Origin of the sequence: Mycolicibacterium wolinskyi (genome assembly GCF_002101965.1) — a bacterium.
Taxonomy (GTDB): domain Bacteria; phylum Actinomycetota; class Actinomycetes; order Mycobacteriales; family Mycobacteriaceae; genus Mycobacterium; species Mycobacterium wolinskyi.
This window is the reverse complement of the sequence record NZ_LQQA01000029.1, coordinates 456,829-469,205: the sequence shown is the minus strand read 5'-3', so window position 1 is coordinate 469,205 and position 12,377 is coordinate 456,829. Positions and strand designations below refer to the sequence as shown.

At 66.0% G+C, this 12,377-nt stretch carries 9 protein-coding genes; 4 read left to right on the top strand and 5 right to left on the bottom strand.

Annotation, left to right across the window (positions count from 1 at the left end; translation table 11 throughout):
- Positions 1-27 precede the first annotated feature (27 nt).
- The 5 genes from AWC31_RS23420 to AWC31_RS23400 are packed head-to-tail and all read right to left on the bottom strand — an operon-like array spanning position 28 to position 6,010.
- On the bottom strand, positions 28-468 hold the full coding sequence (locus AWC31_RS23420; protein ID WP_085146300.1) for a cupin domain-containing protein: 441 nt from the start codon (positions 466-468) through the stop codon (positions 28-30).
- Between the two features lie 15 nt (positions 469-483).
- Positions 484-1,899: an NAD-dependent succinate-semialdehyde dehydrogenase gene (locus tag AWC31_RS23415; protein WP_085146299.1), complete on the bottom strand. Its 1,416-nt coding sequence runs from the start codon at positions 1,897-1,899 to the stop codon at positions 484-486.
- Positions 1,896-2,996, bottom strand: coding sequence for an ABC transporter ATP-binding protein (locus AWC31_RS23410; RefSeq protein WP_085146298.1), 1,101 nt, complete (start codon positions 2,994-2,996; stop codon positions 1,896-1,898). Before AWC31_RS23410 ends, AWC31_RS23415 begins: the two co-directional genes overlap by 4 nt.
- Positions 2,989-4,764, bottom strand: coding sequence for an ABC transporter permease (locus AWC31_RS23405; protein WP_085146297.1), 1,776 nt, complete (start codon positions 4,762-4,764; stop codon positions 2,989-2,991). The genes AWC31_RS23410 and AWC31_RS23405 overlap by 8 nt, the downstream gene beginning before the upstream one ends.
- Before the next feature lie 22 nt (positions 4,765-4,786).
- Positions 4,787-6,010 (bottom strand): ABC transporter substrate-binding protein, encoded by a 1,224-nt coding sequence (locus tag AWC31_RS23400; RefSeq protein WP_085146296.1) that lies wholly within the window; start codon positions 6,008-6,010, stop codon positions 4,787-4,789.
- Positions 6,011-6,230: 220 nt separating this feature from the next.
- Here AWC31_RS23400 and AWC31_RS23395 point away from each other — a divergent pair, with 220 nt between their 5' ends.
- From AWC31_RS23395 to AWC31_RS23380, 4 genes are all read left to right on the top strand, one after another.
- Positions 6,231-7,166 carry a GntR family transcriptional regulator gene (locus AWC31_RS23395; RefSeq protein ID WP_207626408.1) on the top strand — a complete coding sequence of 312 codons (936 nt, stop codon included), beginning with the start codon at positions 6,231-6,233 and terminating at the stop codon, positions 7,164-7,166.
- 48 nt (positions 7,167-7,214) lie between these two features.
- Positions 7,215-9,857: an aconitate hydratase AcnA gene (acnA, locus tag AWC31_RS23390; protein ID WP_085146295.1), complete on the top strand. Its 2,643-nt coding sequence runs from the start codon at positions 7,215-7,217 to the stop codon at positions 9,855-9,857.
- A 103-nt stretch (positions 9,858-9,960) separates the two neighbouring features.
- Positions 9,961-11,853 carry an acyl-CoA dehydrogenase family protein gene (locus AWC31_RS23385; protein ID WP_085146294.1) on the top strand — a complete coding sequence of 631 codons (1,893 nt, stop codon included), beginning with the start codon at positions 9,961-9,963 and terminating at the stop codon, positions 11,851-11,853.
- Positions 11,854-12,092: 239 nt separating this feature from the next.
- Positions 12,093-12,374: a hypothetical protein gene (locus AWC31_RS23380; RefSeq protein ID WP_234816965.1), complete on the top strand. Its 282-nt coding sequence runs from the start codon at positions 12,093-12,095 to the stop codon at positions 12,372-12,374.
- Positions 12,375-12,377: the final 3 nt, after the last annotated feature.

Sequence of the window (12,377 nt, the reverse complement as noted above, 5' to 3'; positions counted from 1 at the left end):
GATGTCTTGTCTCCTTGTCTGTGCCGGTCAGCTGACGCTGGTGCCGTGTTCCTCGTCGATGCGGGTGGTGACGCCGGTGGCAACGATGGTGCGGTTGGCGTCGACGGACGCGTATGTCCAGAAGATGTGCAGTTCCTCGGTGTCTGAGGCGTTCTGGAAGAAGTGCGGGATTCCGGCCGGGATGAAGGACGTGTCGCCCATCGCCACGGGGTAGGTCTGCCCGTCGATGTGGGCGACCGCTGAGCCCCGCAGGATCAACACCGACTCGTCACAGTTGTGGAAGTGCTCGGGAATCGCTGCGCCGGGCCCGAACATGGTGATGCCGTTGAGGAAGTCCTTGGCGCCCACCTGCTGGCTGACCATGGGAATCGTGCGGGCTCCGCCCCCGCGTTGCCGCGGGGTGATCTCCGACGGCCGCATGATCGCCGCGGCGCGGCCGTCCCGCACCTGAGTGGTGGTGTTGCTCATCGATGAAACTCCTCGTTACTCGGAAACAGGTGCGACGGAAGGGGGTTCGTTCATCGCCCACCAGGTCCGGACATTGACGAATTCGCGGATACCAGGAGCGGCCAACTCCCGGCCGTACCCGCTGCGTTTGGTGCCGCCGAACGGCATCCTGGCATCGGACGCGACGATCGCGTTGATGAAGCAGGCCCCGGAGGTGATCCGGCGCCCGACTGCGACGGCGGTGCCGACGTCGGCGCTCCATACGCTGGCACCCAAGCCGAACGGGGTGTCGTTGGCCACCTTGACGGCTTCGTCGGCGTCGGCCACGGTGATGATGCTCGCGACGGGTCCGAACACCTCCTCGGCGTAGACCGACATACCTGGGGCGACATCCCCGAGAACCGTTGGTGCATAGAAGAACCCGTCGGAGTCGATGGCCGCTCCCCCGCACAGCAACGTCGCTCCGGCCTCGACTGCGGCGTCGACCTGGGCGGCGACGCCATCGCGCAGGTCACGCCGCGCCATCGGCCCCACCTCGGTGTCGGCCGCTTCCGGATCACCGACGGTCAAGGCCCGGGTCTGCTCGACCACCAATCGGGTGAACTCCGCCGCGACGGCCTCCTCGACGATGAAACGCTTCGGGGAGATGCAGCTCTGGCCGGCGTTGAGGAAACGGCCCCGTACCGCGAGGGTCGCTACGCGCGGCAGGTCGGCGTCGGCGAGCACGATGAACGGGTCCGAACCGCCGAGCTCGAGCACCGACTTCTTGATCTCGCGGCCGGCGATCGAGCCGACGGCACTGCCCGCCCGCTCACTGCCGGTGATGGTGACCGCACCGACTCGCGGGTCCGCGATCAACCGCTCGGTCACCGCAGGTACGTCCGGTTCGGCGATGAGCAGCGCGGTGAACAATCCGGCGGGCAACCCCGCAGCGGTCAGGATCTCCTGGCAGGCCAGCGCTGACCCGGTGGTGTTCGGAGAGTGCTTGAGCAGGGCGGCATTTCCCGCCATCAACGCAGGCGCGGCAAACCGGAACACCTGCCAGAGCGGGAAATTCCACGGCATCACGGCCAGCACCACACCCACGGGTTCGTATGACACCCACGCGCGGTCGGCGGACGTGTCGTAGACCTCGTCGGCGAGGTAGGTGGCCGCGTTGTCGGCGTAGTACTCCAGGCCGGTGGCGCACTTGTGCACCTCGGCACGGGATTCGGCGAGCCGTTTGCCCATTTCTCGGGTGATGAGCAGCGCGAGTTCGTCGGCACGCTCACGCAAGACCCCGGCGGCCGTGCGCACGATCTCGCCGCGGGTCTTGATGTCTTCGGCAGCCCACGCGACCTGCGCGGTGGCTGCGGTGTCGAGCGCCGCGCCGATCTCACTGTCGGTCATCGCGGAATACGTCGCCAGTTCGGCTCCGGTCGCCGGGTTGACCGTGACAATTGGCTGGCTCACGCCGGCACCACCTGCTTCTGCGGGTACAGGAAGATGTTCTCGGCGTCGATCAGCAAGTCGACCTCGCCATGATGGCCGGCCTTGAGGCAGTCGGCGGCGATCGTGGAATTGCCGACGGACAACAGGTATTCGTACTTCGAGCCGACGTACTGCACACTGCTGACGCTGGCCCGCACGACGTTCTGCCCTTCTGCGGCGGCATATCCGGCACCGGTGATCGTGACGCGTTCTGGCCGTACCGCGACGGTTACCGCATCGCCGGAATGCACGTCCATCCGCCCGGTCGCGTGGACGAGTTGGCCGGTGGCCTCCAACTGCACCTTGGCCTCGCTGCCGGTGGCTTCGACCACCTTGCCGTCGAGGAAATTGCAGTTCCCGACGAACCCGGCGACCTCGCGCGCGGCTGGCTGCTCGTAGATCTCGGTAGGCGTGGCGACCTGAATCATGTTGCCCTTGCTCATCACCGCGATGCGGTCACTCATCGCCAGGGCTTCCTCCTGGTCGTGCGTCACGTAGATCGTGGTGATACCGACCTCTGACTGCAGCGCCTTGAGCCAGGCCCTGGCCTGCTCGCGGAGCTTGGCGTCGAGGTTGGACAGCGGTTCGTCGAGCAGCAGCAGCCGGGGCGAGTACACCAGCGCGCGGGCCAGCGCGACGCGCTGTTGCTGGCCGCCGGACATCTCGTGCGGGTAGCGGTTACGCAGATGCAGCAGATCGACTTTCGCGAGCGCATCGTCGATGAGCTCGTTGCGCCGCGCCTTGGCGACCTTGCGCAGTTTGAGCGGCAGCGCCAGGTTGTCGGCGATGGTCATGTGCGGCCACAGCGCGTAGGACTGGAACACCATGCCGAGGTTGCGGCTTTCAGGTGCGACGAACGTGCCGGTGGCACTGCTGAAGAAGACCGAGTCGTCGAGTTCGATCGTGCCTTCGTCGGGGGACTCCAGGCCGGCGATGCAGGCCAGGGTGGTGGACTTGCCGCAACCGCTCGGGCCGAGCAGCGTGAAGAACTCGCCGTCGCGGACCTCGAAGTTGATGTCGTGCAGGACTTGTGAGCCGTTGAACGTCTTGTTGACGTTGCGGACGCGCAGATCAGGCATTGGAGGTGTGACCTTTCAGGAGGCGAGTGGCGATCGAGACGAAGACGATGGTGATGAGGATCTGAACGGTGGCCAACGCGGCGACCGATCCGGCATTGCCCTCCGCCCAGAGCTGCAGTGCGGTAGTCCCGATGACGTTCGTCTGCGAGTTGGCGAGGAACACCGCCGGTGAGTACTCCTTGATCATCGTGACGAACACGAGGATGAAGGCGCCGGTGAACGCGGGCAGGATCAGCTTGCCCAGCACACGTGTGAAGGTGCGGAACCAGTCCGCGCCCGTGACGCGGGCAGCATTGTCGAGTTCTTCGCCGATCTGCATGAGCAGCGGAGAGATGTTCCCGTACGCGGTGGGCAGCGCCCGCAGACCGAAGGCGATGACGAGGATCCAGATTGTCCCCGACAGCAGACCCGAGATCCAGCCCGGCGAGTATGCCAGGGCCCAGAAGAAACCGATCCCGACGATCAGACCGGGCATCGCCTGTGGCGCGAGCGCCAGGTACTCGACCACCTTGTTGAACCGCATCGTCGACCGCCGCGCCACGAGTACGGCGAGGATGGCCAGCACGCTGATCACCACGGCGCCGACGAACGCGATGACGATGCTGTTGATGATCGACATGTAGTACGACGTGTAGCTGAAGATGGGCCGGTAGTTCTCGAAGGTCAGCGTCGAGAACGGCGACTTCAGCGGTGTCAGCACGAGAGTGCAGGACCGGAAGACCAACGCCGCCAACGGGAGCAGTGCGCCGACGATCAGGTAGATGCCGATGAAGACCACCGAGATCCACTTGATCCAGCCGAGGTCGAAGACCCGGGGACGGGTGGCCTTGCCCCGCACGGAGACGAACCGCTGCGAGTTCTTCAACAGCTTCGCCTGCATGGCGACCAGCCCGACAGTCACCAGAAGGATCAGCACCGACGCCGCGCCGAGCACGCCGTAATCGGGGTCGATCGATTGCAGGCCGTTGGTGTAGAGGAAGGTCGAGAACACGGAGATGTCGGCGGGCATGCCGTACAGCAGTGGCACGGAAAGGGTTTCGATCGACATCGAGATGATCAGGACCGAGCTGTAGACGATCGGCGGGCGCAGCATCGGCACCACGACCGACCAGAGGATGCGCACCGGGCCTGCGCCGCACACCTGTGCGGCGGACTCCAGCGAGTTGTCGGACTGGTTGAGTGCGCCGACACAGAACGTGAACGCGATGGGCGCCAGCGCGACCGCCTCGGTCAATGCCATGCCCGGGATCGAGTAGAGGTTCCACGGCACGAACCCGAGAAATTCACGGGCCTGCACACTGACGAATCCGCCTGGCCCGTAAAGGATGATCCAGCCGAACCCCAACAGCAACGACGAGATGTAGAAGGGCCACCGCATCGACCCGCCGACCAACCGGCCGAGCGGCAGCTTCGTCCTGGTGACGACGATGGCCATCGGTACCGCGAACAGCTGAGCCAGGATGACGGTCAGCCCGGCGAACAGGACGGTGTTGACGATGACGTCACCGAAGCCGGCCTCGGTGAACAGCCTGGCGTAATTGCCGAGGGTGAACAGGCCGCCGACCTCGTACAGCGGGCGGTCCATCACCGACTGGTAGATCGTCGGCAGTACGGGCGCCAGAACGAACACCGCGAGTATCGCCAACACGGCGTACTGGATCAGGGTGTCGCGTCCGATGTTTCGGAACCTGCGGTAGCGCGGGCTGCCGAATTCTCCCGGTGTGGGCCGGACGAACGGAGTGGTGGTTTCAGGCGTGGTGAGGGTCATGATGTCTCGTCACTATCTCGGCTCAGCCGGCTTGCAGGGACTGCCAACGTTCGGAGAACGCGTCGATCTCCTCGTCACTGGCCTTGATGTAGGGAACGAAGATCAGGTTGTCGGCACCGACGGACTCGACGACCTCGCGGTATGTCGCGACGCCGTCCTCGGCGCGTTCGACGCCGTCGCGGTAGGCGGTCAGGCCGCCTTCGGAGACCGCGCGCTGACCGGCCTCCGACATCACGAAGTCGAGGAACAGTTTTGCGGTCGCCTCGTGCGGTGCCCCGTTGGCGATTCCGATGCCCCGCCGCAACAGTGGGGTGCCGTCCGTCGGGAACACCGCCTTGATCAGGCCCCCGGTGCGCTGTTCTGCGGTGAGAGCCGGTGAGCCCATGAAGAATCCGACCGTGTACTCACCGGACGTGACCTTCTCCACCATGCCGCCCGTGGAGGTTTCGTTCTGCGAGAACGGCAGGATCTTCGCGAGCTCTGCCCACGCCGCATCGGGATTGTTGTCGACGAATGCGCGCGTGACGGTGAATCCGAACGCACCCTTGGGGTTTCGGACGGCTATGCGGCCGTTGAACTCCTCCGGGTCTTCGGTGACCTTCGCGGCGAGGTCGGCGATGCTCGTCGGTTTCTCGTCATCCGGCAGCAGCGCGGTGTTGTACACCAGTGAGATCGGATCCACCGACAGCGTGTAGACGTTGGGCATCGGCTGCGCGAAGTCCGGCAGATGTTCCAGCTCGGGCGACGTGTATTCCACGAGGGTGCCCGGACGTTCAGCGAAATCCGCCCAAGCATCGGCGGCATTGCTTACCACGATGTCGGCCGAGTCCTGGCCGATGGCCTGTTCGGACAACACGCGCTGGAACACCTCATCGGAGTCCAAGTTGGTGGCGTTGACGCTCCCGACCCAGGGGAACTTGTCCTGGAACGCATCGATGATCGGCGCCCAGCTCTGCTGATCGGTATTGGAGTAGATCGTCAGCGTTCCGCCCTCGCGCTTCGACGCCCCGATCAACGCCGGGTAATCCGCCGGGTAGTAGTCCGGCAGTTCCGGCTGGGTCGCCGAGTAATCCTGCGCGACACCGCAGGACGACAACCCGGCGGCCGTCGCAAGTGCTGCGAACAGCACGGCCGCCCGCCGCATTGGCGATATGCGTTTGGTGTGGTGAAGGGACGTCGTCTGTTGAGTGGACACGGTCCGGTGAGCCTCCTCGCTCAGCGCCGCACTGTGGTGCGGGTCACGCATGCGGTGAAGTGTGCTCCAAAATTGGTCGCCCTGTCAACCGGTTGACCAATGAGCGGAGTCTTTCACGAGCTGTGTACTGATTTTCCGATTAGTACAATATGGCTCAGGTCACAGCCTGCGGTCAAGAGTCCTTCTTGGACACCGAGCACGAAACGGCACCCGGCGTCGGCCGGCTTGTACGATCGCGACAGATAGAACATCGAGGTCAAAGGGGCGCAGCGTGATCGTCAGTAATGGCCTTGCCGCCGGCAGCGGCGGAGCGGGCGGGTTGCTGTCCACGCGGGTGTCGCCCAACTCGATGGCGATGCGCGTCATCGACCTGATCCGCCACCACGAGCTGGAGGCGGGTGCCCACCTGACGGAACAGTGGGTGGCCGACGCGCTCGACATCTCGCGCACGCCGGCGCGCCGCGCGCTGACCTATCTGGCCGACATCGGCCTCGTCGAGCGCACGCCACGCAAGGGCTTCCACCTCACCATGCCGGCCTCCGAACTGGGCCGGGTCGCGATGAGCGCCGACGGCGACGAGGACGAGCAGCTCTACTTCCGGATCATCGACGATCATCTGGGCGGTCGCTTCACCGACGACTTCACCACCACCGAGCTGTGCCAGCGCTACGGCCTCACCACCCGTCAGGCCAATCTGGTGCTCGCCCGGATGGAGTCCGAGGATCTGATCCGGCGCCGCGCCGGGCGGGGTTGGGAGTTCGTCCGCGCCCTGTCCACAAAGGAGGCGCACGACCAGAGCTACCGTTTCCGCCTCATCATCGAACCCGCGGGCCTGCGCGAACCCGGGTTCGCCATTGACCCCGACGCGTTCGCACTGCATCGCCGCCAGCAGGAATCGCTGCTACACGGCAACATCGTATTGCTTTCGCGCAGTGAGCTTTTCCGCTACAACTCGACATTCCACGAGATGCTCGCCGAATGTTCGGGCAATGCCTACCTCGCCGATGCGGTCCGCCGGGTCAACCGGATGCGCCGAATGATCGAGTACAACCACCAAGCCGACCGCAGCCGTCTCGTCACGCAGGCCCGCGAGCATCTGCACCTGCTGGACCTCCTGGAGGGCGGCGACAACGAGAAAGCCGCCGAGTTCATGTACACCCACCTCGACGTGGTGCGAGAACTCAAGACGGGGATCAAGTCTCACTAGACAACGGGGTTTGTTGTACTTTTTCGCCGATTAGTACAAACTTGTCGCATGAGTACCGCGCCCACGGCCGACGTGGCCCACCTCGTCATCGACGGACGGGCCTACCGGTATGTGGCGCTGTCCGACGTCCTGACCCCTGCCGAGATCGCAGCGACGCCGTACGCGGTCCGCATTCTCATCGAAAACGTCGCCCGCCGGGCTCCCGAAGCACTGCCCGCCGTGCTGGACCGCCTGCGCGGCAAGGCGACTGGCTGCGAAGTGCCGCTGCATCCGAATCGGATCATGTTGCACGACACGACATGTCTGCCCGCACTCGCCGACTTCGCCGGGATGCGCGACTGTGTGGCCGAACTCGGCGGCGACCCGGGGGCCTTGCAGCCGGCGATCCCGGTCGATCTCACGGTCGATCACTCGGTGATCGCCGAACACTACGGCAGGCCCGACGCGGTGGAGGCCAACCTGGCCATCGACTTCCGTCGCAACGACGAGCGCTATCGCTTCATCAAATGGGCACAGAACACGCTCGACCACTTCGGCGTCGTCCCGCCCGGCACCGGCATCATCCATCAGGTCAACATGGAGTCTCTGGCCACGTGCGTATGGGTCGACGACGCCACTGAGCCGGCGACGGTGCATCCGGATACGTTGGTGGCCACCGACAGTCACACGCCGATGGTCAACGCGATCGGCGTACTCGGCTGGGGCGTGGGTGGGCTGCAGGGGCAGGCGGCGATGCTCGGCGAACCCGTCGCGATCGCGTACCCCAAGGTGGTCGGCGTGCACCTGACCGGGCGGTTGCGCCCCGGCGTCACCGGAACCGACCTGGCGCTGACCGTCACGGCGATGCTGCGCGCCCACGGTGTCGTCGACAAGTTCGTCGAGTTCCACGGCGACGGCGCGCGGAATCTCGCGTGGGCCGACCGCGCCGCGGTCTCCAACATGGCCCCCGAGTACGGCGCCACCGTGGCGCTCTTCCCGTCCGACGAAGAAACCTTGCGGTTCCTGGCCTTGACGGGCAGGGCAGAAGACCACTGCCGGCTGGTCCGCGCGTACCTGAGCGCCAACCATCTCCTGTGTACCGACGAAGCCGCCCCGCCGGTCTATGACGAAACACTCACGCTCGCATTGGAGTCCGTGCAGACGACGCTGGCCGGCCCGCGCCTGCCGCACGAACGGGTTGCGCTGTCCGACGTGCCCGCGTCGTTCCGTCAAGCGCTGCCGGAGCCGGCGCGAACCTCGGTCGAACCCGACGCGGTGTTCGGCGAGCCGGTGCCGGCCGGGCCGGTCGCCATTGCCGCCATCACCAGTTGCACCAACACCGCCAATCCCGCGCTCATGGTGCACGCGGGCCTGTTGGCCCGCAACGCCGTTCGCGCCGGGCTCGCCGTCAAACCCTGGGTGAAGACGACGCTGTCGCCCGGCTCTCGTGTGGTCACCGAGTACCTCACCGAGGCGGGTCTGCTCGCCGACCTGGGCCGGTTGGGTTTCACCACCGTCGGCTACGGCTGCATGACGTGCATCGGAAACTCGGGTCCACTGCATCCGCGCATGGAAGAACTCGCCGCGGATGGCGTTGTCCCGGCGGCGGTGTTGTCGGGTAACCGCAACTTTCCCGGCCGCGTGCATCCGCGCCTGCAGTTCGGCTACCTGGCCTCGCCGCCGCTGGTCGTCGCCTACGCACTGGCCGGTAGCGTCCTGCACGACTTCGAGGCCCAGCCGCTGGGGACCGGCCCCGACGGCAGGCCGGTCTTTCTGCGCGACATCTGGCCCGCCGACACCGACGTCGCCGCCACTGTCGCGCACGCCGTGCGGCCCGACATGTTCGAACGCAACACCGCCGCGATCAGGACCGGGACCGCAGCCTGGCGCGAGCTCCAGGGACAATCCGATATTCGGTTCGGCTGGGACGCGGCCAGCACGTACATCCGCAGGCCCAGCTACCTCGATCACATCGCACCTGCACCGGCGCCGACGCCCGGCGTCTTGGAGGCACGCGTACTGCTGCTGCTCGGCGACAATGTGACGACCGACCACATCTCCCCTGCCGGTGCTATTCCCCGCGACAGTGCGGCTGCGACGTATCTGCGCGATGCCGGCGTGGCTCCGCGGGATTTCAATCAGTACTCGACGCGCCGAAGCAATTACGAGGTCATGCTGCGCGGGGCATTCACCAACCGTTCCGTCCACAACCGCCTGCTGCCCGACGACGTCGGCGGCGAGGGTGCGTGGGCGTATACGCGGGACCGAAGCGCGGTCCTACCGGTCTACGAAGCCGCGGCCACCTACGGTGACGCGCCGCTGGTCATCGTCGCGGGCGCGAACTACGGGGCCGGCTCGAGCCGCGACTGGGCCGCCAAAGCCCCTGCCCTGCTGGGTGTTCGGGCGATCATCGCCGAGAGCTTCGAGCGGATCCACCGGTCGAATCTGATCGGCATGGGCATATTCCCGTTACAGTTCGCCCCCGGCGAGCGCGCGCCGGCACTCGACGGGACCGAGACACTCCGCCTTCGCGGGTTGGACGTGTTGACGACGGGAACCGTGCCGGTGCGGCTGGAGATCATCCGGACCGACGGCCGTTCGGACTCCATGACACTGCGGCTGCGGTTGGACACCGGCAACGAGATCGACTACCTCCGGCACGGTGGCACGCTGCCCTACGTGATCCGCCGAACGCTCGCCACGCCGAAGTAGTGGCGAGTCGCTCGATCCGATCTCGCGTGGTTCGCCCGTTTGCGGGTATGCCACCACCCGACGGGGTTACCGTCGAGTAGGACCGTTGGGTTGGAGGTCGGCGATGACCGTCACCGGAGAAGTCAACGAACGCCAGGCCAGGCAGGTTGCCGAGCAGGCACGTGAGGCACAGTGGCGCCAGCCGAGCTTCGGCAAGGAGTTGTTCCTCGGCAGACTGCGGTTGGATCTGGTCCATCCGCATCCTCGCGGGCCGACTGAGGCCACCGAACGTGGTGAGGCATTCCTCGCCCGGCTGCGGAAGTTCTGCGAGTCGCAGATCGACGCCGCGGTGATCGAACGCGACGCGCAGATACCGGACGCGGTGATCCAGGGCTTGAAGGAACTGGGCGCGTTCGGCATGAAGATCGGCACCGAGTACGACGGGCTCGGACTGTCGCAGGTCTACTACAACAAAGCGCTCGCACTGGTCGGCTCGGTGCATCCCGCGCTGGGCGCGTTGCTGTCCGCGCATCAGTCGATCGGCGTGCCGCAGCCGGTGTCGATGTTCGGCACCGACGAACAGAAACGCACGTGGCTCCCCCGCTGTACCCGCGAAATCAGCGCTTTCCTGCTCACCGAGCCGGATGTCGGAAGCGATCCGGCTCGATTGCACGCCACCGCGACCCCGGATGGTGACGACTACGTGCTCAACGGCGTCAAGCTGTGGACGACCAACGGTGTCATCGCCGACCTGTTGGTGGTGATGGCTCAAGTACCCAAGAGCGATGGGCACCGCGGCGGCATCACCGCGTTCGTGGTCGAAGCCGACTCCCCCGGCATCGTCGTGGCGAACCGCAACACGTTCATGGGATTGCGTGGCATCGAGAACGGTCTCACCAAGCTGACCGATGTGCGGGTGCCCGCCGCCAACCGGATCGGCCGTGAAGGTGAAGGACTCAAGATCGCCCTGTCGACCCTCAACGTGGGACGGCTGTCCCTGCCGGCCGTGTGTACCGGTACCGCGAAGTGGTGTGTGAAGATCGCGCGGGAATGGTCGAAGGAACGCGTGCAGTGGGGACGCCCGGTCGGTGAGCACGACGCCGTGGCAGGCAAGGTGGCGTTCATCGCGGCCACCGCGTATGGGATCGAGGCCATGGTCGAGCTCGCCAGTGAGCTGGCCGACGCTCGTCGCACCGACATTCGGATCGAGGCCGCGCTCGCCAAGCTGTACGGCTCGGAGATGACGTGGCTGATCGCCGACGAGCTTGTGCAGATCCGCGGCGGGCGCGGCTTCGAGACCGCCGAGTCACTCGCCGCGCGTGGTGAACGTGGGGTGCCCGCCGAGCAGATCCTGCGTGATATGCGCATCAACCGCATCTTCGAAGGCTCAACGGAGATCATGCATCTGATGCTCGCCCGCGAGGCGGTCGACGCGCACTTGTCGGTGGCCGGCGACATCATCGACCCCGACGCCGACCTGCGACACAAGGCGAAGGCTGCGGGCAAGGCCGGCAAGTTCTACGCGCGCTGGCTGCCGACCCTGGTCACCGGGAAAGGCCAGCTGCCCACATCGTTCACCGAGTTCGGGCCACTGGCCGAACACCTACGCTACGTCGAACGGTCCAGCCGCAAGCTGGCGCGCAGCACGTTCTACGCGATGTCACGGTGGCAGGGAAGGCTTGAGCACAAGCAGCGGTTCCTGGGCCGGATCGTCGACATCGGCGCCGAGCTGTTCGCGATGACGGCGGCGTGTGTCCGCGCCCGGCGTGACGGGGAGCCCGACACCGCAACGGATCTCGCCGACGCGTTCTGCCGCCAGGCCCGAGTGCGGGCCGACCGGTTGTTCACTCAACTCTGGGACAACAGCGACGACTCCGACCGGACCCTGAGCCGAGGAGTACTCGCCGGTCAATACACGTGGCTGGAGGACGGCATCATCGACCCGTCGATCGACGGGCCGTGGATCGCTCAGGAAGGCGGGGACATCGAAGCCGACGTGCACCGGGTCATCCGCTGACCGAGGCTCCGCGAAACTCCGTGGCGGCCGCCACGGCGTCGGCCTCTTGTTGCCTACGGGGGCATCACTCGCCGAAACTTCCAGTGGCACTTGCCGTTTAGCTCGTCACCGACGCCGCGGCGAGCTAAACTGAACAGGTTATGACGACCCCGTCGAACGCGCATCGCGGCGGTTGGGGACATCGGCCGCACGCCACGTATCTCCGCGATCACCGGCTCAGCCGGCGACAGGCGCGGAGGATGAGTCGGCGCTTCGCCGGTGTCGGCGTCACCATTTCCGCCGCGCGCCTTCGTCAGATCGCCGGCGGGGCGCCTGCGGGCGACGGTGAACTCACGGACGTCGAATTCGCCGGCGTCGCGTGCGAGCTCGCGCACGACAAGCGGCTGGCGCGCAGAGCACATGCCAAGCGGCATTACACCCAGTGGATCATCGTCACAGGTGTGTTCTTCTTGGCGCTCGGTTCGCTGTTGTGCATGGCAGTGCTGTTGTTCAGCCTGATGCTGCACGACGCACCGTTCTGAGCA

Excerpts from the sequence above, each read along its gene's own strand:
- AWC31_RS23420 (WP_085146300.1), bottom strand. The coding sequence starts at position 468 with ATGAGCAACACCACCACTCAGGTGCGGGACGGCCGCGCCGCGGCGATC.
- AWC31_RS23410 (WP_085146298.1), bottom strand. The coding sequence starts at position 2,996 with ATGCCTGATCTGCGCGTCCGCAACGTCAACAAGACGTTCAACGGCTCA.
- AWC31_RS23405 (WP_085146297.1), bottom strand. The coding sequence starts at position 4,764 with ATGACCCTCACCACGCCTGAAACCACCACTCCGTTCGTCCGGCCCACA.
- AWC31_RS23400 (WP_085146296.1), bottom strand. The coding sequence starts at position 6,010 with ATGCGTGACCCGCACCACAGTGCGGCGCTGAGCGAGGAGGCTCACCGG.
- acnA (WP_085146295.1), top strand. The coding sequence starts at position 7,215 with ATGAGTACCGCGCCCACGGCCGACGTGGCCCACCTCGTCATCGACGGA.
- AWC31_RS23385 (WP_085146294.1), top strand. The coding sequence starts at position 9,961 with ATGACCGTCACCGGAGAAGTCAACGAACGCCAGGCCAGGCAGGTTGCC.
- AWC31_RS23380 (WP_234816965.1), top strand. The coding sequence starts at position 12,093 with ATGAGTCGGCGCTTCGCCGGTGTCGGCGTCACCATTTCCGCCGCGCGC.